Origin of the sequence: Paenibacillus sp. FSL K6-0276 (assembly GCF_037977235.1) — a bacterium.
GTDB lineage: Bacteria > Bacillota > Bacilli > Paenibacillales > Paenibacillaceae > Paenibacillus_AQ.
On record NZ_CP150276.1, the window covers coordinates 3,940,903 to 3,964,465 of the forward strand.

Here is a 23,563-nt window from a genome sequence, read left to right on the forward strand (position 1 = left end):
AAATATTATTGGAAGATTAACAATGAAAGTAGGGGCATGGTATGAAATTATTCGTCGTAACTATCCTATTATTTGTATTCGTACTGGCACTGATCTTCATGCTAGACATCATTTCACTCTTTAGCTACCGAGAATCATGTCGAAATTTAGTTGCATCGATGCGCGTAATGACTCCCTCAGAACTCATCATCTTTAATTTGATTATCGTGGGCACAATAACTTATTTACTATGGCCAGTCATTCAGAAATGGCTACCGCAGCAGTCTCCTTCATCACAGGATCAACTACCCGAGCGCGCCGACAATAACCAGAGTAATTAGCAAAGCCATTCTTTTCATAAAAACAAGCCATCCCTTCGCACGATCTTAGGGATGGCTTGTTTGCATATGCATTATTCATCTGTGCTTCATTACGTTCTAGCTGCGTTGTTATCGCTCGTTTAGAGCGCCGCAATCCGCTGCTTGATGCGTGGAAACAGCCCAAAGGCATTTTCGTAAAATACTTTCTCGTGGTGCTGCTCAGGCACGAGTCGACGGACGAATTCCGCATACAGGTCAATGGGCGCGAGCGGCCAATCGGTTCCGAACAACATTTTCTCGTAATGATCCGAATAAACCAGTGCCCGGCGAAAATGATCCATGAACAGAGGTTCGTTCATGAAGCGTTCGAAATGGGGCCGATCGCCTACAACGAGGCCGGACAAGTCGGCATAGACATTTGGATTCTTGGCCACCACTTCGGCAGCGTCCATCACCCACGGATCACCTAAGTGGCAGATCATAAAGTTCACGCTTCGCTGCTGGTAGGCTAATTCATCCACGGTAAGAGGATGCGAATATTTGAGCAACCCGTTCATCGAGTAAGTATCACCAGTATGAATGACCACGGGCACGCCGTACTTGGCAGCCAACTCATAGACCGGTGAATAGATTTTGTCATGGACGAAATGGTGATAGTACCCTGCATATAGCTTAATTCCCGCTACCTCGGGAGCTTGTAGCCGCGCTTCGATTCGGTCTAGCTCCTCGAGAGCTTGGTTCCCTGTGAGCATGTTCGGATTAATACCAACGCATTCCATTAAGAACGGTGGAACACTATCTTCAAGGTCAAGGCTCATCGGATTAGGTGAAGTGGCGTCGGGAAAGGCTCCCTTCGTCTGCTCCGTAACCCCCATTCCAATGCCGAGAACGACGTCATTCTTGTCAAACTCCGCCTTGAGCCCAGCTGCAGTATAATCGACTTTGGACAGCTCTCTAGCTGTTTGATGAAAGCTATCGATGTCCGATAGATGAATGTGAATATCAATAATCGGCATTTGTGGTCTCCTTGTTGTCAGTAGGACTATTAAAGGTGAGCTTCAGTAGGCCTTGTACATCCTCTGGATTTAGGACTATCTCTCCCGTGATTAGGAAGCTCGGCTGTGTCCAAGCGGTTTCTCCATTCAGAAGCGGAAGGCGATGATTAACACCGTAAGTAAACACCTGATTGTTTACATACGCTGAACCCCTCTGATTGGGATAACTATTTACAATATGCAGCATGTCCTTACGCGTAGCCGAACCGATTCGCATGATCCCCTTGGAATCAAGATGGGCTTCGGCTTTCCCAAGAAGGAACTTGCCTTCCTCGGGGACTTCCATCCATCCTTCGGATAAGAGTGGCGAAGGCTTGAAGTAACTATCCTCCGATAGCGAGTAATGTGGCAGAGCCAATCCACTTTCGTTAGTCACCGAATGCAGTACACAGAGAACAGGGACGCCGGGAAGCATAAGGTAATGCTGGTTAATTGTGATCCCACGGTTCGCTTCCTGTTTCTCGATGGAAGTGGTGATTCGTAGTCCCTTCCAGACGTTGCCGTGAACATCAACTCGTTCCACAGAGGCAGCGTTTCTTGGCTCCTGTAACCGACTGAATCCTCCCATTCCTGGAATTTCCACACCGAGTCCTCCATGCCAAGGATTCCACCAAGAACGTGGGACCGCTTCTGGATAGGAGCTATCCAGCCATTCTTCTCCTTTGTGTTTCAAAGAATGCACGAAGCTTCCGAACTCAGGGGCAGCCGCTATGGAGAGAACTCCGTTGCTCACCGAATATATAGGACCAGCAGGACCTTCTTCCATCTCGCAAGTTGCGGTTGTTTCCGTCTGAGGGTACCAGAGACCCGACCGCTCCTGAACGCGATCCTCTCCGCGATAGACGACCCGGATCTTCCCACCGGATTCGCTGTATCCCGGCGATTTCTTTTCCTCAGAAGAGATTTCAAAGCCCGCGGAGCGCAAATCCTGCTCCCTTAGCAACTCAATGTCAGAAGCCTTCCGCTCCGCTCCGCCGTCGTCTTGTACATACAGTTCGAGGCTTCCAACAAGCGGAGTCATCTTAAGTTCGATTAGTTCTGCATGAAGCTCCCCCGGTGCAAAGGGATTTCCGCCGCCAATTGTTAATTCTAGATGATCGTCCAGCATAGGTACGACCGGATTCTTCTGCTTTCGGGCGAAGGAGCGGAAATCCGACCAGTTGATGAAGGTATTCAGTGCAACAACAATCGCCTTTGTCCGTACGACATCTCCGGCGGAAATTCGGCCAAGATTATGCTCCAGCCCAAGTGGGTATTCTGGGCGAATCAGCTTCAGAGAAGGATCCCAGCAGATTCCACATGTGACGTTCTCTTCCTTGCAGAACAGCCAGTTCTCGGTAATCTGGGCACTATCCCAACGACTTGGATCGCCAGAGTAAGCCTCTCCCATGTCTACGTAATGGCCTTGGTATGGGAGGATGAGCCGCTTGCCGAAGAAACCGAAATTCGTCAGCACATACATGTTCTCTTCCAGCGCATTGCTGCTGGTATTGCTGATCTCGTGATGAAACTCAGCAATTCCGTTCGCGAACAGCTTGGCTACCGTTGTTATCTCCAGACCCGGGAATTCTTCCGACTCGTAGAGGGCTCTTAGAACCTGGCTCTCCCCTTCCGAATAGATATTCACTTCTTTGGCCTGCTTCTTGGAGAATTCCTCTGCGAACGGCTTGCCTAACTTCGGATAAGTCCACCAGAAGTTGTGGCTAGAGCCGGGATATTCAATCCACATGGCATTGTCAATCTTGCCCATATGGAGGGAGAATGCACCGTTCACGGCGACCCACTGATCCCCATTTTCTCCACCATAGCGGCCATGTGTTCCCTTCATTAGGATGGACAACTTGCTTGTGAAGGAAACGGCCTTCTTACCAGATGGAATAGCCGTTACCTCAACATCACGTGAATAAAGACCGTATGACCGAAGAGTGAAGGGGACTCGGACAGAGGCTTTACTCTTAGCCGGAACCGTGAAGCGTACCGTACGATCTTTCCATTCCAAGAATTCATCCTCAGGCAAGTCAAAAGCGAACTCCGCTTCCAAGGCAAAATTATTCTCCGCGTTCAGATAAATTTCGGCCGGAAGGCCCGGATATAATTCCCTTGTTGGCAGCTCTATCTTCATCTTGACCGGAAATTTAGGTGCAACACCCATGCGGAACTCAGCACGCTTGCCACCGATGAGCCATTTGCTCACAATAACAGGGTGGGTCTTCTTATCATTTTGCTCCTCCCGAACAGGATCAAGCTCGAAATCTCCCTCCACAATGACCGTTTCTCCTGGAGCGAGCGTTGGTGCAGCGACCAGGCCAAAACGGATATTCTTGTCGTTCTGGCCTTTGATCTCAATCGAAAGCTCAGATGCAGAGCGATTCTTGATGTGGTAGCGGATCTTATAGGTGGAGCCGAATACAAGATCGTGATCTTCGATCTCAGTAAATATTTCATAATCGGGTGTGTCGAGAGCGGTCAGCCCGCGGCCACTCTTCTCAAATTCTGCCCGCAAGGAAAGTTCTCCCTTTTGCCAAGTGTAATCAAAGAAGTCAAAACCACGCTCCCGGCGACCATCCGGCTGGATGGGGAGTTCGCGAGTACTGTCTGCATACCAATCTAGTTCCTCTAAATACGGGGCAAGCGCTTCCGTTTGCAGAACGGTTGGAATGAAGTTCATTAGATGGACGTAATCTTCATTTTGTTCCCAGAAGAATCCGCATTTCTTATACATCGGCACAGCCTTAGTGTTACCTGCCCAAGTAAAAAGATCGAGTCGCGGCCAGCCCGCTTCGACTGTTTTGCGGACGGCGTTTAGAATCAAATTGCGACCGACCTTGTAACCATGATAATCGGGTCGCACATTTAATAGCGGAACATACAACGCACCTTCGTCATGACGGTAGTGAGCGAAACTGCAGAAGCCAACTACCTCCTGGCCATCGACAGCGAGAAAATCATAAAGATTGGACGAAAGCTCCATCTCTCTGCGCACCATATCCTCTGTTTTCTGGTTGGTGCCGCCGCCCCAGCTTTCGTTGCTGCGGTTCCACATCTCAGCGACTGCTCCAGCGTAGGAAGGATCATATTCAATAATGCGGATTTGTTCCGCTATAGTTTTTGCTGTCATTACTCTCAGCTCCTTATTTTCATCTATAGGCATGTATTCGTTATCGCAATAAACAATACTCTCATCATACTATGAAATGGAAGTATTTAACTATATAACAAATACTTATAAATAAAAACTACCATACAATGGCCAAGTGAGGTATTTCAGAATCGAGTTGACAGGGCATCAAATTACCGGTGGTCTATCTCTGAACTAAATTCTACGAAGTCAAGGTTATCGAGAGTGAAAGCCAATCATTTCTGGAAAAAGCATAAGGATTTTGAGCGATGGAATAATTATATTTGTAACAAATAGGATGATTAAAAAAAATAAAAACCCATGTCGATTGACATGAGTTTTTATCAACTTTGATGTTAGATGGTTCTCACAAACCAATAAATTCTTGAACCCATTCAGTGTTATAGGTAGCTATTCCAATTTCGGTGAAGCTACTATTCAGGATATTGGCACGATGACCAGGACTGTTCATCCATTGGTTCATTACTTCCTCCGCGCTCTTCTGGCCTTTGGCGATGTTTTCACCTGCTGAGCGATAGCTAATCCCGAATGCCTTCATCATATCAAACGGGGATCCATAAGTCGGAGACTGATGATCAAAATAATTATTGTCATACATATCCTTCGCCTTAGCCATAGCCATTTTCGAGAGCTCACTATTTAAACTAAGGGACTTCAAGCCTGCGTTCGTTCGTTCTTTATTCACCAGATTCAGTACTTGCTGTACGGATTGAGATGAATTAGCGGACCCCTTAGGATTGGCGGGCTGCTGCGGATTGACCGAAGGTAGCGGATTGGCTGTCATTTGCGGATTGGCGGATGGTTGCGCAACTCCAGCCTGACCTCCTGAGCCTATTGGTGCGTTATTTCTTATGAGCCAATCTAGCCAATTCGAATCGCCAGTAGGTGCTGCTTGTTTAGCCGTAATCGTTGAATTCCCTGCATCCGTTGTGGAAATGGAAGATGCTTGCGTTAAGTTTGACGTTGTAGTGACATTACGCGCATGCATTTCATTCTTTGTTTGTTTAGCATGCATTTCATTCTTTGTTTGTTTAGCAGTTATTTCCTTGTTTGCCGACTCATTACTCGAACAAGCGGTAACAAGTAAGAATGCTGCTATTACGATAAATGGTTTTATAACTACCCCTCCTGAAATGGCAAAATAGTGACGTTATCGAATAAAGTTTCTGTAAAGTTCCTTTGATTTATTCATACCTAATAATAGAAATAACCACCCTTTAAAGGTGGTTATCTTCTTATAACTATGAATTTACCTAGCTCCTTCTAACAATCTAATCCAAATACACAGCCTTACCCGTTTGTGCAGATTCATAAATCGCTTCTAATATCTGTGAAACAACATAAGCTTGTTCAGGAGTTACAACCGGGTCCTTATCCTGTTCGATGGCCTCGATCCACTTTCTTAATTCGATATCAGGTGCACTTTCTGCTTTTCCTTCATAGTAGGCTACTCCGCCTGCACCAAGCTCAATTTCATTGGTGTACAGCTTGCTGAATTTCTCTCCGTTTATTCTAAGACCGTCCTTCATATCGGCGCCAGCTTCAGTCCCGCTTAAGCTGCACTTCGCTTCATGTACGTCCAGTGAATTGAGAGCCCAGCTCGCTTCCAGCATGATCGTAGCACCATTCTCCATCACGATCATTCCAAAAGCTGAGTCTTCAACGGTGAATTTCTTCGGATCCCACGGTCCCCAAGCATTCGCAGCCTCTTCTTTTTGAGACAGCTCATGATATTTGGTACCCAATACGACTTTTGGTTTATAGTTATCCATCATCCAAAGTGTTAGATCAAGTGCATGGGTTCCGATATCGATCAGAGGCCCGCCCCCTTGTTTCTCTTCATCAAGGAAAACTCCCCATGTCGGCACAGCTCTCCGTCTGATGGCATGTGCTTTCGCAAAATAAATATGCCCAAGCTCCCCGGACTCACATGCTTTTTTCAAATATAAGCTGTCTTCTCTGTATCGATTGTCATATCCTATCGTTAGCTTCTTGCCTGTACGTTTCGCCGCTTCAACCATTCGCTTGGCATCTGCTGCTGTCTTGGCCATTGGTTTTTCGCACATAACGTGTTTTCCTGCTTCTAGGGCAGCAATTGAAATTTCTGCATGAGCGTCATTAGGGGTAAGCACATGAATAATATCAATAGAATGATCTTTCAATAATTCTGTATAATCCGTATAGACAATAGCTTCAGCACTTCCATATTTCGCAGCCGCATCAATAGCCCGCTCTTTAATAATGTCACAAAAAGCAACGATCTCTACTTTACTTTGCTTGCTCAAACTTGGAAGATGCTTGCCATTCGCAATTCCACCACATCCAATAATTCCTACGCGAAAGACTTTACTCATATCATTCACCCTCACTTCTAATTAGTTTGCTTGCTGTTTCGATAAGTCGCTGGAGTCATGCCCAACCGCTTGCGGAAAACAATATGCAAATACGTCGCATTCGTAAATCCTTCCGATTGAGCAATTTGTTCGATCGGAAAGTTACTTTCTTCAAGTTTGCGGCAGACCGCTTGCAATCGAATGTTCTCAAGAGCCCTACTGAAAGATTGTTCTGCATTTACTTGCTTAAATACTCGCTGCAACTGCCTGGAACTAATATTGAGCTTTTCTGCAACATTCTCCAAGGTAACCGTTCCTGAATAATTCGCTTCCATATATTGTATCGCGTATTGATACCGATAAGTTAACATATCTCTAACCGGCGCCTCTGTTCGGATCCCGCCTGAATCATATGCTCTTACTGCTTTTAATAAAATGCTGATTACGAGATGCTTAATTGAAGTATAATAACCCGTCAACTTCCCATCACAAGCTTCATACGCTTCGAGAAAACACTTCATAGCTCTGTGATAATCTTGTGCTGGGACCAATGGTAATTGCCTTAGCTTCTTAACACAGGTCTCGGCTTCCGCAACCTCCCAAGGGTCTACTTCATCTCTGATCTTTTCTATTATGTCGACATGTAGACATAGCTCTTCCATGGATTCCTCTACATCCGCCTCTTGGCGATGCATGACACCCGGTCCGGTTAAATAGAACAATCCCTCCGATAATGGATATCTCAGATCGCCAAGAATAACTTCTCCCTTTCCTCGCGGAATAAAATGAAATTCGAATTCAGAATGATTATGGAAATCGATAACTCTTCCCGGTGGAAAGGATGTCAAATGAAATCTAAGAACTGTAATCTCGTAATGTCCCCACAGGATCGAAATATCCAATCTTTCAAGCATATCCTGCTTCTCAAACATCATCTCATAGGGAAAGTTACTCAACGTTAAATCCTCCTAACCGATTGGGAGACTTGCATCAGCTAACCGAATTACACAGCCTTCTTTAGCCGAGCGATTCGCCGCCTCGATTAATCTCGTAAGCTCCACAGCCATTTGAATATTTTGTGTAGCGAGCGTATTATTTTGAATGTGATGAACCCATTGGTGGAATGCGCTTTCACTATTAGTATGCAAGGCTACTTCTTTCCAACCTTCCTCTTTATCAACGGATTTGTTCGTTCTAAGAAGTAGTTTATCCTCTGGTGTTCCGTAAAGAAGCGTTCCCTCGGTTCCATGGACCTCGATCGTAAACGGCGAATGACTATTAACAAACCCAGCCTCCACTACACCAATAGCTCCAGAATTCGTAAACAGCGTCACCACTGCATTATCTTCTACTTCCTTGCCCGTTACATAACCAAAATTAGCACTTACACCGGTCACATCTTGATCTAAAAAAAGCTTCGTCAAATACATAGGATGACAGCCTAGATCAATCAAAGCTCCGCCACCACATTGTTCCAAGCTATAGAAATGATCGGGAAGCCAGTTTTCCGTAGCCCCATTATGGGATAAACGAACTCTAACGTAAGTAATCTCTCCGAGCAGTTCTTGACTTAGAACTTCTTGAATCGATAAGGTGTATCCATCATTTAGACGAGGTAAGGAAACTGTTAACTTCACCTTATTCTCTTCAACTGCGCTTATAATTTCTTCGACTTCTTTATGCGTTGGGGCAATCACTTTTTCCGTAAAAATATGTTTGCCAGCTTTGGCAGCAGCCACTATAACATCTTTATGCACGTTGGTTGGCGCATCCACTATGACGGCATCAATATCCTCTTGCGCAAGCAGGTCATCCAGTGATTCGAAAAAAGGAACATTTAAGCTTTCGGCAGCTTTTTTCCCACGCTCTGTATCTTCATCCCAAACAGCAACCAATACAGTATCCTCATGCTCTTGAGCTTGCTTCGTATAGTCCCAAGCATGCACATGCCAATAGCTAATCTTACCTATTCTAATCGTCATTTGCTTGTGCCTCCCGTATATATGTTATTCTGACATCTACTAATAAAATATCACATAACAAAACCCTTTATTAGTAGTAAAATGCGACAAAACGTATATAATATTACGACATGTAAAGTTAATTACATTCCACTAAGGGACAACGTAAGCTTTATAAATTACCCACAAGAGAAACGACGTTCTCGTCCTTAAAAGACGACAATCGTTTTCGTAGAAATCTAAGGATGATGTATAGTGTGAAACTTATACTTTCTTATATTTTGAGAAAGCAAAAAGACACTACTTCCTCGTTTCTCGTTAGTGTCTTTTTGCTAGTATACTGCCTCTTAAGTTATTTATGGAACTATCACATTCAGTGGGTGTAATTCTCTGGATCAACTCACGAGTTTCAATCTAAATATTCACTTACAATACATAGCCAAACCATATGAATGTTCTTTTAGAAAGTTCATCATTTCCTTAATTAATGCCGAGCCAATTCCTTGACCCTGATAGCCTGGCACAACGTATAAGCTGCCCAATTCCCCCAAATGATCCAAATGATGTTCTGTACAGGTCTGAATAGCTTCGCCACAGGGACCATAGGAAATCGTACCCACAACCGTCTCATTAAATTTAGCGATAAAGAAATAAGTATCTGAGTTAGCCTGATCCAGTGAGGAAAGCGCCTTGTGCTGTTTATGATCGATTTCACTTTGTTTATCCTCTAGTGAGTGACCCAGTCCCTCTTTGTCAAAAGCATCTGAAATTGATTCTTCAAACACCTGGCATGTAGATTCATAATCGGCCTCAGTGAGTGCTGCAATTGTAAAATGATTCGTATTATTCATTAAGTTGAACACCTCTGCAATAATATACTATAAACATTCATATTAGGAGGTTTATATTCATAAGACAACTTTTACTGGAGGTCATCATGAATATAATTTCCTTTCTAATTTATTGCGTTGTAGCTACATTTACACCCGGCCCTGCCAATATTGTTATTCTTTCTTCCGCGCAGCATTCCGGGGCTAAGAAATCTATGAGCTATGTATACGGGGCCACGATGGCTTTTGGATTATTGCTTATCCTTTCTACCCTGCTGAACCGTGTTCTGGTTGAGGTCATTCCTAATATCCTGATCATTATGCAAGTCATTGGGAGTTTATATATGCTCTACCTTGCTTATAAAATCTTTAAGATAGGTTCAATGGAAGACTAGCCGATCTAACTCATTTGAACCGGCATTTTAAGAGTGTGTTTGGCATAACTGCACATGAATACAGGTCACAGCTACTTTGAGCTGAAGTATCCTTTTTAAAATCGTGATTTATAGTATTTGACCATCCACCATTGTCCAGCGCACTTTAAATTCATCATCCAAGAGGACCAGGTCAGCATCAAAACCAGATGTTATTGCTCCCTTATGTTGAAGTCCAAGAATATTAGCCGGCGTAGTCGAAGCCATCTGTACGGCATCTATCAAGGGAATTCCGGTCTCGACAGTATAACGTAAGGCTTCATTCATGGTAACTGTACTGGAAGCCAGTGTTCCATCCTCCAATCTCGCTATCCCCTCGGATACTGTAACATGATGGCCTCCAAATAAATAATTTCCATCACCCAACCCCATGGCTTGCAAAGCATCTGTAATTAAGACCATTCCTTCCGGTCCTTTCAGGTTATGCATCAATCGAATAATAGCAGGATGCAGATGGACATTGTCTACAATAGCTTGAAGACTAACATGATTCTCTTCAAAAGCAGCCACGATTACCCCTGGATCTCGGTGATGGATCGGTCGCATGCCATTAAAACAATGCGTAACATGACTTGCCCCCGAGGCAAAGGCTTGTTTAGCTTCCTCATAAGTAGCATCCGAATGAGCGATCGCTATAACAACTCCCTTTTCTTTCAGAAAGGAAATAAGCTCCATCCCTCCCGGCAGCTCCGGAGCAATTGTAACCATCTTAATGAGTGAACCAGCTTCTTGAAAAATGAGCTTCATTTCCTCTAAGTTGGGATGCCGCAAATACTTTTCGTTCTGCATTCCTTTTCGCTTCGGGTTCAGATAAGGTCCCTCCAAGTGAATGCCTGCAATCTTTGCTCCCACTTCATGTCCTATCACACGTTTAACACTACGAATCATTTCTAAAAGATCTTCCAACGTAGAACTCACAGATGTTGCTAGAAATGAGGTACATCCAGATGCAGCACAAGCACTTGAAACCTCTTGAATACTCTTTTCAGTACCGTCCATCATATCAAAACCATTGGCGCCATGAATATGAACATCTATCATCCCGGGTACTAACAAATGGCCACCGCCATCCATCCGTTCATATTGTCCCTCTGGAATCGAAAAATCCTCTGTATCTATCTTCATGATTTTCCCTTCAGAAATCCACACATTAGCCGCTGGAACAATACGATTCTGAAGCACCACTTGTACATTTTGCAGAATATATGACATAAATATCCTCCTCTGTTTCGTTATCAGTCTTGCTCTCGAGCCTCTTCAGTTTCTTCTGGACATTCAATAACTGTGATGTTCTTCTGATCTAGAACTTCTCTGATCTCACTTGGGAGTTCTCGATCGGTAATTAGAATATCAATGCAATCAAAGTCTAGACGGAAAAATGATTTGCCAATAAATTTGGTGTGATCAGCCACTAAGATGACTTGATCTGATCTTCGGGCCATTTCTCTCTTCACCCGTACATCTTCTTCATATGGATAGTAGAGTCCATCAGCACGGATCGCGGATGCTCCAATAAAAGCTTTATCAGCACGGATTTCACTAAGTTTATCGATAATAGAAGGACCATATAACAAGCGGTTTTTCACATTCAAGTAACCACCAAGAACATAAATTTGCAGATCCTCCCGCTTTGACAAGATCCCTACGTTATCTATCGAGTGCGTGACAACCGTAATATCCTTCGCGCTGATCTGTTCTGCTACAAACTGTACAGTGGTGGATACATCTAAAATCACAGTCTCATGATCTTGGATTAGCTGCGCCGCAGTCTTCCCTATTCTCTGCTTACTCTCAGATTCATCGATCAATCGATCCTGATAAGATAACAATTCTTTTTGTAACTCAGGCATCGATACCCCTCCATGAGTTCGGATCACTACGCCTTCTTGTACTAATCTAACAATATCCCTACGAGAGGTATCTCTGGATACTTCAAATTGCGTACAGATCTCTTGAACACTCATCGATTGGTGTTGTTTCAAATATTCAAGTATTTTTAACAATCTCTCCTCTTGATACATCATGCCACCTCCTAAAGCCATCATAAGTCTTTTTATAAGTACTTACAAGCATTAAACAAATAATAATAAGTAGTTATAAGTAATGATGTACAACTTATCTTCATTGATATTCGCAATAAAAAGACGTTAGCCAGATGAATAAACATCCGGTAAACGTCTTTAATTTCACTCCACAGTGCGATCCCAACTCTTTTGTATCTTCCGAATAAAAACAATTTGCCCCACGTGATAAGCATTATGTGTCGTTACATTGCCCAATACTTCCCACCACTGACTGCCTTGGAATCCTTGAACATCAGCTTCCAATTGTTCTTTCGTAATCAGTTCCTGCCAACGTAAAAGAACTTCTAAAAGTTGTTTTTGAAGTTCTTCGAACGTTACACCTTCTGCAACGACAAAGGTATTATTATTACTATCCACTGGAGGAACCGCATGGACACTCTCTTCTTTATACCTTGTTTGCCAAGTTTCATTCCAGTAGAGCAGATGCTGCACAATCTCAGCAATACTATTGCTTTCTTCCGTTACCTTCCAAAAAGCTTCCTCTTCACTTAAGTCTTTTACGGCTACCGCAAAGGGCACATACCAACTTGGATCATTCGCATTAGCTAGCAACTGGTTAGCCAGAACATCATAAGCATGAAACATCCCTACTTCACCCCATTATTTAGATAATTATGAGCAATTCAGGTACCGCAGAACGTACGATATGGATGTGTGGATTCCTCAGAAGGTGCCGAGTATTCATCTTGTTCAGGGGAATAAGCGTATGGGTTAGAAAGAGCTTTAAGCAACCGCTCCATCACACCATATTCTTCCCGTTGTACCGCCGCCTCAAGTGCTTCTTCTACACGATGATTCCGTGGAATAATCGCAGGATTGCTGCTGCGCATTAGCTCTTGCGAAGCATCTTTAGATTGCTGCTGTCTGTTAAGTCTAGCCTGCCACAGCTTATTCCATTGAGTAAATTCAGGTGTGCCAAACAGAGAAGTATCTTCCATTTTCTCTAAGGTTAAGGCATGGAAAGTATTGGTATAATCCGCCCGATATTTTCGCATCAATTCTAGCAGGTCTTCAATAAGCGCTACATCCTCTACCTCTTCGTTGAAGATTCCGAGCTTCGCTCTCATTCCAGTGAGCCAATGATGGTAAGACCGCTCTTTAAAACCTGCAATCTCCTCTTCAGCAAGCTTGATCGCCTGTTCCTGATCCTCATCCAGCAGTGGCAGGAGAGTCTCCGCGAATCTCGTGAGATTCCAAGCGGCAATACCCGGCTGATTACCATATGCATAACGACCCTGCTGGTCAATGGAGCTGAATACCGTCTCAGGATCATAGACATCCATGAAGGCGCAAGGTCCATAATCAATCGTTTCCCCGCTAAGCGCCATGTTGTCGGTGTTCATCACACCGTGAATAAACCCTACCAGCTGCCATTTGGCAATCAGTTCGGCCTGACGCCCAATCACTTCCCGAAGTAGGAAAAGATAACGGTTCTCCTCAGAATCAGCTTCCGGATAATGTCTTTGTAGTGTGTAATCAGCCAGAGTACGGAGATCCTCCACAGTACCCCATGCTGCAACATATTGAAAGGTTCCAACCCGTAGATGACTGGCAGCCACACGCGTCAAAATGGCACCCGGTTGCTCAGTCTCCCTAATAATCGAATCACCCGTTGTTACCACCGCCAAGCTGCGAGTGGTAGGAATACCAAGTCCATGCATGGCTTCACTGATGATATATTCGCGCAGCATCGGTCCAAGTGCCGCTCGACCATCACCCCCACGAGAATATGGTGTTCTTCCCGCGCCCTTAAGCTGAATGTCTACGCGCTCACCTTGGGGAGTGATCTGTTCACCAATCAGCACGGCTCGGCCGTCCCCTAACATCGTAAAATGTCCGAATTGATGTCCAGCATAAGCTTGAGCAAGCGACACAGTACCTTCAGGAACTTCATTACCCGCAAGAATCTGAACACCATCCTTACTATGTAATGCTGTACTATTCAACCCTAGAGTAGTAGCCAATGGTTCATTAAGAATAATCAATTCCGGCTTACGCACAGGAGTTGGCTTGATTCGTGTAAACATTGATTCCGGCAGATGAGCATAACTGTTCTCAAAGTTCCATCCTAAACCTATCTTCTCCGTCATATTATCTCCTTTGTTATACCATCAGTCTAAGCCTTCATGATCTCAGAATAAATTATGTTAAAATTTAATGCAAATCTTCGCGATGACATATGCCCTTACCGAATAGTTACAAAAACCGCCCGGTCTCCTGCCATTTTGTACAGGGAACCGGGCGGTCTTAAATTATGATGTCCTATATGTTTTCAACTAATTCGGAAGCTACTTCGCTCCACCTTTGGAGAGCATGATATTCAGAATAGTCTTGTCAGTATCCGCCAGACCTTCCTGAACCAGTCGCTCCATGTTGCGGATAGTGTCTTCCACCTCTTCGAAAATAACTCCATCTTTGGTGGTAGGAGCAATATTGTTCATAGCCAGTGTAGCTGCCTGAATCGCCGTATTGGTAGAGGTGGAAATCTTCAACGCGCAGGTTGAATTCGCACCGTCGCAGATCATGCCTGACAAAGAAGCTATCGTATTCTGTATCCCATGCTTGATCTGCTCAAGACTGCCGCCCATGAGATAAATGATCCCACTATTCGCTCCTACTCCACCTGCAATCCCTGAACCACATAAAGGCGACAACCGCCCGATATAATGCTTGATATGCACAGTGACCAGATTGCTCAGTGCAAGCGCCCGAGCCAGCGTCTCTTCATCCTTACCGAGCAATTCCGCCAGAGATATAACGGGCAGTGTACAGGCGATGCCCTGATTGCCGCTACCCGCTGTTGTCATCACAGGCATTGCGCTGCCATCCATTCGAGCATCTGAAGCCGCAGCCGTGGCTGCGATAATTCTGTTCGCTACATCATTACCGAACAGATTCACAGCAGATTGCTGGTTCATCTTCTTACCTACTTGCAAGCCATAATCACCACGAAGTCCCTCATCGGAGATCGCTTTATTCATCCGAGCGCCTTCCAATAGGAAGCTAAGGTCTGAAAAAGGAGCCGTACTTATAAACTCGAAAATCCGGTCAACAGAGCCTTCATAGGCTTCAGTATCGGAAAGACCAGGCTTCCCACAGTCGGCTTTAGACTTCTTGGGTGTCACTTTCTTCCCGTCCAAAGCCAGATATTCTATATAAGTGTGCTCCTTAGCAAGGATGGCAGTCGCCGTATGGTTTTCTGTCTTCACATGGGCTTCAATATATAACTTCTCAGGAGTGTCCTTTATCTCCACTTTTAGCAGTTTTCGATCAAGCAGGTCATTAGCCATCTTCAGCTCATCCTGAGTCAAGCCTGACAGAATTTCTAGTTCCTTGTGAGAGCGTCCGACCACCGCTCCAAGCGCTGCTGCGATTGGTAGGCCTGTCTGGCCTGTCCCGGGAATACCTACTCCCATTGCATTCTTGATAATATTACCGCTGAGATGCAGCTGAATCCCCGTAATCTCTTCCTCGAGAAGCTCTGCCGCCAAGGAGACGGCATACGCAACTGCAATCGGCTCCGTGCAGCCTTCTGCCGGTACGATTTCCTTGTGTAAAATTTCCAATAAGTTGCTCATATATGCATTTCCCCCTCTCTCTCCCTCTCGGAGTCATTTCTATATAGTAACTCAGAGTGAAGTTTCAGGGAATCCTTTTTCTTGTCTGGCAGCTTGTCATAGATCAACATCTTACATGTTTGCGTTTAAAACCAACCCGTCCTTTGTCGACTGCCTTTAGAATATTTTCGTAAGCGTGAATAAATTTGCTTTTTGCCTTATCCTTATTGACTTCAACCGGGCCTACAGTCCTTGCGGTCTCACTTGCCTTATCATGAAGAGGTGAATAAGATACGGCCACTGTATATAAAAAATTGTTCATTGAATATTGAGTACGTTCTGGAGAATCATGAATCGTATTTTCCAACATCTCAAGCATACTCGCAAGTTTGCTTTCGGAAAATTCAACGTCCGGCCGACTGCCAAGCAGCCAGCAGTAACAGCTCCAGCCCGCTGACATTCTTAGCTCTTCACCGCTCGCGATCCATTTATCGGCAACTTCTTGTGCAATATCCGCTTCTGCCAAGGTTACTGCAACAACAAAGTCGGACAGCATATAAAAATAAGCCGCATCCATCCATCGATCATAATCCGCTTCCGTCATTGCATTGGGATCAGCAATAATTCCGGCAAAATACATCGCGTCGTAGTTCCCTGTCGTGTAAAGCTGCTCAGCTAGAGGCTGATTTATTTTGGTTTTCTTGAAGATTGGCTTCATAGCTCCGGTAGCCACACCATAAAGCGGTTCCTTTGCTCCATTGGACATATATATTTTCTTGGTTCGTTCCTTGCCGAGCGCTTCAAGCTCCTGCATGACCATTTCTAGATTCATTGTTTAACACTTCCTTTTTCAAAGTTCTTTTCCCAAGTTATCTTAGGTTTGTACTAGCTAAAGAAAGTGTACTGTATGAGTTTCCTTGTCGCAAGCCAAGTTTCTTTCAGACTGCCTGAATTTACCGGTTCTTATTACAAAAAAGGAGCATCTCCTTTGACATACCACTTCATAAATCACCGCTTTGTGATACTCAACTACATGAAATCCTTATGGGTACGCAAATAACCACCTATATTATAAGGTGGTTATTTCTTTTTGAAGTATGTAGTGCTTGTAATCGAATGATCCTCGTATATTCTAAGAAATTCGTTGCCCTTATCATCCATCAACTTGGCAGCATGCACAGGTGATGCAGTCGTAAAGGTATGACCTACCTGACCCACATTCCATTCGATCCCTCCAGAGAACCAAGCGTTAAGAATAGCTAAATTAGCCGGTTGAAAGACTGGGTTTGTATACAGAATATCTTTATTCGTACGTTTATCTTTAAGCGAATAGAGTCTACCCCCATATTCAGGTAAAAAGACTGCTTTCAATACGTCATTTTCCAATACAATCGACTTCATGACGATTGGCTTTCTTTCACGTGTATATCGATCTTGCAAGCGATAAGGTAAATATCTCCCACCAGTATGTTGAATGTTGCAAATAATGAGGAAATAACTACACATATAACTGCAATTAAGAACATTTCATTTCTTATCGTTATAGATCCCATGTTCAAGTAGGCTTGCAGAATTAAACCAATTACATTCCAATGAAGTACCTCATTATATGTATTCACGAAAAAGTAGGGCTCCGTTGTAAGCATTACTGTCCCCGTCTCCTTACGGGAGTTTATTAAGTCATTTAATGTACGATTAGATTCCAAATCTTTATCTGATTGAAACAAGTGATTGTTACTCGTCAATATTTCTCCTGAATCGTTCATGATGATTTGTTCACTACCCTGTCCCATATTAATGCTTCCAAATAAAATCTGTGAGAATAGATTCTCATCAATACCCATAATCACAAACCCCACGGTTTCACCCGAACCGTATGAAAGTGGAATCCTTCTAGCCAATGAAAGGATATTATCACCGGCTGCCGTATGGGCTGTAGTCCAAATATCCGCACTTTTGTTCTGTTTGGCTTGAGCAAATATTCGTTGTTTATCCTCTGTAGTAAGTTCTTCATACCCATAATCGTAGAGAACTTGTCCATTATTAGTGAGAATCTGTAATGTTTTGATCGTAGCAAACAACCAGAATTTATCGCTTAACACAGTATCTTCAAACTTCTTGTGTATACTACTAATATCAAGATCACTCAATCTATTGTAGCGGAGCAGTGCTTGCTGGATATCTCCATTCAACATGATTTGATCGGCGAAAGTCTCATATTTGGCCACTTCTGTTCCTATCTTGCTTCCTAGCAAGCGTAATATATCATTTACAAATGTAGTTGTTTTAGAGGTAATCGCTTCATTCGATTTATGGTAAGCTAGGAAGCCGAAGGTACACAGTGGAATAATAGCAAGTAGCAGAAATGAAATCATTAAGCGTCGCTGAACTTTTGATTTTCGAAGTAATTTAATCATTAGAGTACACTAAAGTTAGATTCATATCGTTAAACCTCCTAACAACAGCTAATTTGAAGTAACTATTCAACAGTGTACAATCTAGAAAAGTGGAAGGCTGTATACGAGGATTTGTGCCAGAAGATAACCAAATTTGAAAACGCTTACGTTTGTATTGTAATTGCGAAGACCAATATATTCAATAAAATCAACTGAATTACCAATTCTAAATACAATGATACAGGAATCAGGAATCTCTCCCTCATCCCCCTAATATAGTTTAGGAAGAAGGGCGGGATGCACGTGGGTACCAGAAATGAGCAAGAGCAAAGGGCTATCTTTCTAGCTGCAGTCTGCGGACAGACCTATGCGCAGTTTACAAATACAGACGGCTCGTTCGTCGTTCCTTTAGATTATCAAATCGTGGATACGATTGAAGCGAGGTCCTTCAGTGATGTATGGGAACGTTTCGGATTTATTCTGGAATCTCCACAAGAGATTATTATTGCCTTCCGGGGAACTAGCTCGACGACCGATTGGATGTCCAATATTATGGCCTCACAAGAGAGATTCAAATATATTAAAGAAGAAAGCCTTACCCATCGCGGCTTCACTGCTATCTATTCCTCAGCTCGTGATGGGATTATCTCTACAATCTCTAAGCTATCTCCTGATAAGACCTTATACATTACGGGTCACAGCCTCGGTGGAGCACTCGCTACTTTATGTTCTATTGATATTGCGGCCAACACCTCTCACACCTCACCTAACCTGTTCACTTATGGTTCCCCACGTGTAGGCGATCCGGACTTCATTAATGCTTTTAAACGATATGTCCGGAAGAGTTACCGTTATGCCAATCTCTTTGACGTTGTTACCTACGCGCCTCCACATGTTTTTAAGCTACCTAAACGGGAAAAGAAGTACTATTACAGTCATGTCCACACCTTTCTATCACTGTCTTTCCAGAATGGATCTGCAAGTGGTAATCATATGATCAGCAATTATTTCACAGAGCTCTCCAAGCTTCAACCGCAGTACTCCGAGCAGCTATGTTTAACAAATCCTGGATTCTGTCCAGTTGTAAGTAACCCCATCATAAGCGCATCAATTCCACCAACTGCACCTCATGTGGAGACAACTTACTAACCAACGTATAGGTGCCCGTTATTTCGACTTGTTCAAAGGTCAATTGCGGGCAGCTCGCTTGCTTCAAATAATCTAGGGTGTCAGCATCTATAGGGTGAGGCGCCCCCATTCGTACCCACAAGTCGAGAACGCTTCCATTTTGTCTGTTGATCGTGTGTTTTTTGAGTGTATACGATCCTGGGTGAAGATCAGTTAGTTCCAATGCCAACTCTATGTCTCCATCATCTTCAAACACATCGTATCTATTCGTGCGGCTAATGAGCGAGGCATCCCCTTTCCGGTATAATGAATCGATATGCGCATAAGCATACATCAACACCTGCAGGCCCATATCACTGCTAGTAATGTAATATCCTTTTCCTTGATTAATGAATTGGCGGCCTAATTTTCCAAGCAGCTTAAACGCGTAGAAGGCTGGCTTCGGTATACCGTTATATGTCATCAGCCCCAGACCTCCATGAAACATCTCTGACGACATTTTGAACTCTTCGAGCAGATCGGTCGCTGTCCAATAACCCAAACTATGGAGACCGTCCATATTTTCCAATACATTTTTCACGATATAAGCCGCTTTAAAGCATGTATCATTTACTAAATCTCGGTGAGATCCAGTGGCATTCCATTCTGTCATATGCAGTTCAGGAGCATACTCTCCTCTTGCTCCAGATACGATTTCTTTCAATTTAGTAATGACTCGCGATAAATATTCTGTATCCGCTGAAAGCTCTATATTCTGAAACACTATATCCGGATTCGTTTCATAATCCATCTGACTCACATTGGATGATCTTAGCGATTCATCATATGGGTAACTGTGAAAGGAAATAAAATCAGGCTTTACGCCCCGTCTGCACACATCATGCAGAAACCGTGTCAACCAATCTGACTGCAACAACGTAAGGGATAAGATACCAGGTCCACCTACGCGTAGCTCAGGATCTATGGATTTAACGGTTTGGAATGTGGTAATGAACAACTCACAGTAAGCTTCATAAGTATCTGGCCAAAAAATATGGATATCTGGTTCGTTCCATACCTCGAAATACCACTGCCGTACCTCATGAATGCCATATCTTTGAATGTAATGCTTAATAAACTGATGAATCATCTGGTTCCACTTGCCGAGGTCCTTAGGACTGCCTACAAAACTCTTTTTATAAAAAACGGAAGTGGCTCCCTCTCCCGCGAGCTGTCGTGGTAAAAAGGAAAGCTCCAGAAACGGCTTAAGTCCTGAGGCTAGCAAAAAATCAAATAAAGAGTCGCTATAAGCAAAGTTTAGACTGACTTCTCCCCGCTCATTCTCTCCATAAATCATCATTTCATCATCAAAAATACCGTGAAAACGGATATACTGAAACCCTATTTCCTGCTGTAACTGCTTGATATGTCTTTGTACCTCTGCAAACAATACTTCTTTGGCCTTTCCCACCGTCATCAGCTTCTTCCAAGTATGAGCAAGCTCCCTGCCTTGGTTAGACTCTATCGAAATCTTATGGGCCTGCTTATGTAAATGAAGGGGAACAGGTAAATTTGATGCCGCTGATACAGTTTTGTTAGGTAAATATTTGAACAGCGACTCAAACGCCTGTGAGGGATTCATGTCAAAATAATTAAACTGAGCCACACTGTTTTTCTGAACCGCACTACGTCCGTCCAAGACTGTCTTCCGGTATTCACCAGGTGTCTGCCTGTAAAATTCTTTGAAAACCGCATTAAATGATTTTAGGTTCGGAAACCCATGATCATGAGCGATCTGTGTAATGGATAAATTGGTAAGCGTTAAATCTTTTACCGCTTTGTCCATACGTACCGCGTTCACATATTTTGTAAAGGAAGTACCCATATACTCTTTGAAAAACCGCGACAAATACGGAACCGTCAAATACTCCTGAAGGGCCAACTGCTGGATATTGATCGCCTTATTGTAGTTCTCTTTCACATAAGAGGTAATTCGCAATAGCCGTTCACGATGCTTATCATCATGCTTCTCCGGGCTATGGTCTTGCGCACGAAATCCTTGCATGAGTAAATAGGTCAAATTAAGAAGACATGACTGAATACGAAACGTGTACCCTTCTAGACGCTTAATGTGAAGCGACATCATCTCGGCCAGCAACGTTCGAAGCTCATCAAACATAGATTTCACTTCTTGACTAGAGGCTGCTGAATTACATTCGAATGACATCCTTTCGATCTGAGGTTCAATCTGAACAAGATATGAAATTGGAATTTGTAATGCTAGAACCAAGTTATTCTCTTCAGCTTTGATGGCATGAATCTCGTTGGCATTAATCAAGAACAAATCTTCTTCATTTAACTCTGTATATCTATCTTTCGTGAAAAGCTCGAGTTTCCCTTTGAGCACGAATAATATCTCTATGCTATCATGCCAATGATTCGGAACCTGATGGGTACTATGCAAAAACAAGTGGACCGGAAGATGATCGTCCAGCTCAATATTTTCGTAGGTGTAGCTTTGCAACTAGGACCCTCCTCTCACTCTTTCAATATATGTCTTATGTCCTATTATATTATAAAAAAAACGATTGAATAGAACTATCCTATTCAATCGCTTGATACTATCCACCATCTCTATCCATTTTCGTTTACAGACGTGTATCGCTATAACCACAAAACGGGTCAACAGGATTAACTCCTTTAAAGGAGGAACGCCCCACAAGCTTCTCGATAAGTGCATCTACCACATAATTACTTGGTGAATACGCATTAATGAACGTCGGTATACGTGGTACATCGATCAAATGATATGGATTCGCCACAGAAATAAACATCGTTGGCAGTTCCTGAATAAACCATGGCATGTCAGACCCAAATGGAGGCGCCCAATTAATCCGTACAACCGTTTGATTACTATGAGTCTCCAAATTTGAGATATAGACCGCAGCATCGTAATGATCCGTTAACGCCTTCACACCTCCGAACATGGCAGCGAAATCAACTTCATTCTTATTGAATATCGTTACCTCGAAACCTTCCTCTTCTAGCTTGGAAATGAAGTAAGGTGCAATATCTGCCCCTCCGAATGAACCTTCCTCGCCCCCTAGTGTGAACACCAGTAGACGTTTGTAACGTTCCTTGCTAATCGGGAGCATCTCCTGTGTATCCTTCACTAATGTAACTGACTCATCCGCACATTCTTGGGCCCAACGCACATGCTCTTCGCAGCCAAGAACCCCAAGTGCCTCTTTTTCTGGAACAAGTGTGCCTTGTTGTTTCTTTTTATGAAGTCCCAGCGCGGCTTTCACCCCAAGGATACGTGTAACTGCTTCATTCACGCGCTCCACCGTCAGAATACCATTTTCAATTCCTTTCATCATATAGGCAAAGTCTTCTTCTAAACTCTTGTTAAAGAGGAACATGTCACAACCCGCAGCTATGGATGTCGGAACCGCAAGCTCCCGCTTCATTGCCATCGTGAACCCTGCCATTAGTGTAGCATCTGTAGTAATCAATCCATTAAATCCGAGCTTGTTACGTAACAAATCATTTAAAAGCTCAGGTGCTAACGTTGCAGGCATAATCTCCAAATCAGTAATCCCCGGACGCAATTCTCTGGAATAGGCGGGATGAGCGATGTGCCCTACCATAACCGTATGTGCGCCAGCTTCTATACAATCCGCATATACCTTTCCAAAGGTAGCATCCCACTCTTCCACTGAAAGTGAGTTAATAGAGGTCAATAAATGCTGATCCCTTTCGTCAACGCCATCTCCAGGGAAGTGTTTAATAGATACGGCCATGCCATGCTCTTGAATCGCTTCGGTGTACGCCTTGCTCATGCGAGCTACTCTTCGTGGATCAGAACCGAATGTTCTAACGTTGGTTATCGGGTTACGGAAATTATAGTCGATATCGAGAATGGGTGCGAAAGCCCAGTTACAACCTACAGCTCCACCTTCCCGCGCAGCAATGATGCCAAGTTTACGAGCCATTTCAGTATTATCAGTCGCCGCCACCTGCAGCTGCTTGCCGAAGAAAGTACCCTCTGCAGCAGAGCCATTACCTCCCGCTTCAAGATTAGCTGCAATTAAAAGAGGAATATCGGATGTATCCTGCAAGTAGCGATGTGTTTCTTGCACCATCTCTCCGGGTCCGGGACGGAACATAATCCCACCAATTTTAATCCCTTGTGTCAAAAGTGCAAGCTGCGCCTTATCATCGGTGAACCCGATCGGGCAAAACAGCTGCCCGACCTTTCCCGCCAAATCCAGAGATGCTAAGGTTTGTTCTACCCACTTAATCCCCTCATCATCTAGATGAAAAGGCTTTGCTTTCAAATCTACCATTTCTCAAACCTCACTCTCC

20 protein-coding genes are annotated in these 23,563 nt (G+C 43.7%); 3 read left to right on the plus strand and 17 right to left on the minus strand.

The window, feature by feature from the left end:
* The first annotated feature begins 41 nt into the window (after positions 1-41).
* On the plus strand, positions 42-320 hold the full coding sequence (locus tag MHH52_RS18585) for a hypothetical protein (protein WP_340003955.1): 279 nt from the start codon (positions 42-44) through the stop codon (positions 318-320).
* A 119-nt stretch (positions 321-439) separates the two neighbouring features.
* Here MHH52_RS18585 and MHH52_RS18590 read toward each other — a convergent pair whose 3' ends face one another.
* From MHH52_RS18590 to MHH52_RS18620, 7 genes are all read right to left on the minus strand, one after another.
* The gene (locus MHH52_RS18590) at positions 440-1,315 is read right to left on the minus strand and encodes a TatD family hydrolase (protein WP_340003956.1); all 876 of its coding nucleotides are present in this window, start codon (positions 1,313-1,315) and stop codon (positions 440-442) included.
* Positions 1,302-4,472 (minus strand): GNAT family N-acetyltransferase, encoded by a 3,171-nt coding sequence (locus tag MHH52_RS18595; RefSeq protein ID WP_340003957.1) that lies wholly within the window; start codon positions 4,470-4,472, stop codon positions 1,302-1,304. The genes MHH52_RS18590 and MHH52_RS18595 overlap by 14 nt, the downstream gene beginning before the upstream one ends.
* 367 nt (positions 4,473-4,839) lie before the next feature.
* The gene (locus MHH52_RS18600; RefSeq protein ID WP_340003958.1) at positions 4,840-5,508 is read right to left on the minus strand and encodes a CAP domain-containing protein; all 669 of its coding nucleotides are present in this window, start codon (positions 5,506-5,508) and stop codon (positions 4,840-4,842) included.
* A gap of 256 nt (positions 5,509-5,764) precedes the next feature.
* A complete protein-coding gene (locus MHH52_RS18605) occupies positions 5,765-6,847 on the minus strand; it encodes a Gfo/Idh/MocA family oxidoreductase (protein ID WP_340003959.1) in 1,083 nt (360 codons plus the stop codon).
* A 17-nt stretch (positions 6,848-6,864) separates the two neighbouring features.
* Positions 6,865-7,782, minus strand: a complete 918-nt coding sequence (locus MHH52_RS18610; protein ID WP_340003960.1) for a helix-turn-helix domain-containing protein — start codon at positions 7,780-7,782, stop codon at positions 6,865-6,867.
* Between the two features lie 12 nt (positions 7,783-7,794).
* The gene (locus MHH52_RS18615) at positions 7,795-8,808 is read right to left on the minus strand and encodes a Gfo/Idh/MocA family oxidoreductase (protein ID WP_340003961.1); all 1,014 of its coding nucleotides are present in this window, start codon (positions 8,806-8,808) and stop codon (positions 7,795-7,797) included.
* Between the two features lie 401 nt (positions 8,809-9,209).
* Entirely contained in the window at positions 9,210-9,638 is a 429-nt protein-coding gene (locus MHH52_RS18620; RefSeq protein ID WP_340003962.1) for a GNAT family N-acetyltransferase, read from the minus strand.
* 86 nt (positions 9,639-9,724) lie between these two features.
* Between MHH52_RS18620 and MHH52_RS18625 the strand changes: the two genes are divergently transcribed.
* Positions 9,725-10,012, plus strand: coding sequence for a LysE family transporter (locus MHH52_RS18625; protein ID WP_340003963.1), 288 nt, complete (start codon positions 9,725-9,727; stop codon positions 10,010-10,012).
* 108 nt (positions 10,013-10,120) lie between these two features.
* On the opposite strand, the gene nagA is transcribed toward MHH52_RS18625, so the two are convergent.
* The 8 genes from nagA to MHH52_RS18665 form a co-directional block, all read right to left on the minus strand.
* The gene (gene nagA / locus MHH52_RS18630) at positions 10,121-11,263 is read right to left on the minus strand and encodes an N-acetylglucosamine-6-phosphate deacetylase (RefSeq protein WP_340003964.1); all 1,143 of its coding nucleotides are present in this window, start codon (positions 11,261-11,263) and stop codon (positions 10,121-10,123) included.
* A 23-nt stretch (positions 11,264-11,286) separates the two neighbouring features.
* Positions 11,287-12,075, minus strand: coding sequence for a DeoR/GlpR family DNA-binding transcription regulator (locus MHH52_RS18635; RefSeq protein ID WP_340003965.1), 789 nt, complete (start codon positions 12,073-12,075; stop codon positions 11,287-11,289).
* A 162-nt stretch (positions 12,076-12,237) separates the two neighbouring features.
* Complete coding sequence (locus MHH52_RS18640) at positions 12,238-12,720, minus strand: DinB family protein (RefSeq protein ID WP_340003966.1); 483 nt, start codon at positions 12,718-12,720, stop codon at positions 12,238-12,240.
* A 38-nt stretch (positions 12,721-12,758) separates the two neighbouring features.
* Positions 12,759-14,225, minus strand: coding sequence for a YdiU family protein (locus MHH52_RS18645; RefSeq protein ID WP_340003967.1), 1,467 nt, complete (start codon positions 14,223-14,225; stop codon positions 12,759-12,761).
* 198 nt (positions 14,226-14,423) lie between these two features.
* Complete coding sequence (locus tag MHH52_RS18650; RefSeq protein ID WP_340003968.1) at positions 14,424-15,713, minus strand: L-serine ammonia-lyase, iron-sulfur-dependent, subunit alpha; 1,290 nt, start codon at positions 15,711-15,713, stop codon at positions 14,424-14,426.
* A gap of 103 nt (positions 15,714-15,816) precedes the next feature.
* On the minus strand, positions 15,817-16,524 hold the full coding sequence (locus MHH52_RS18655; protein ID WP_313639396.1) for a DNA alkylation repair protein: 708 nt from the start codon (positions 16,522-16,524) through the stop codon (positions 15,817-15,819).
* A 248-nt stretch (positions 16,525-16,772) separates the two neighbouring features.
* Positions 16,773-17,093 (minus strand): DUF5107 domain-containing protein, encoded by a 321-nt coding sequence (locus tag MHH52_RS18660; RefSeq protein ID WP_340003969.1) that lies wholly within the window; start codon positions 17,091-17,093, stop codon positions 16,773-16,775.
* Positions 17,090-18,067, minus strand: a complete 978-nt coding sequence (locus MHH52_RS18665) for a cache domain-containing protein (protein ID WP_340003970.1) — start codon at positions 18,065-18,067, stop codon at positions 17,090-17,092. Before MHH52_RS18665 ends, MHH52_RS18660 begins: the two co-directional genes overlap by 4 nt.
* Positions 18,068-18,385: 318 nt before the next feature.
* Here MHH52_RS18665 and MHH52_RS18670 point away from each other — a divergent pair, with 318 nt between their 5' ends.
* Positions 18,386-19,237 carry a lipase family protein gene (locus MHH52_RS18670; RefSeq protein ID WP_340003971.1) on the plus strand — a complete coding sequence of 284 codons (852 nt, stop codon included), beginning with the start codon at positions 18,386-18,388 and terminating at the stop codon, positions 19,235-19,237.
* Here MHH52_RS18670 and MHH52_RS18675 read toward each other — a convergent pair.
* Together MHH52_RS18675 and MHH52_RS18680 are read right to left on the minus strand one after the other, a co-directional pair.
* Positions 19,185-21,719, minus strand: a complete 2,535-nt coding sequence (locus tag MHH52_RS18675; protein WP_340003972.1) for a helix-turn-helix domain-containing protein — start codon at positions 21,717-21,719, stop codon at positions 19,185-19,187. The genes MHH52_RS18670 and MHH52_RS18675 overlap by 53 nt on opposite strands.
* Before the next feature lie 124 nt (positions 21,720-21,843).
* The gene (locus tag MHH52_RS18680; RefSeq protein WP_340003973.1) at positions 21,844-23,544 is read right to left on the minus strand and encodes a glycoside hydrolase family 3 N-terminal domain-containing protein; all 1,701 of its coding nucleotides are present in this window, start codon (positions 23,542-23,544) and stop codon (positions 21,844-21,846) included.
* Positions 23,545-23,563 lie beyond the last annotated feature (19 nt).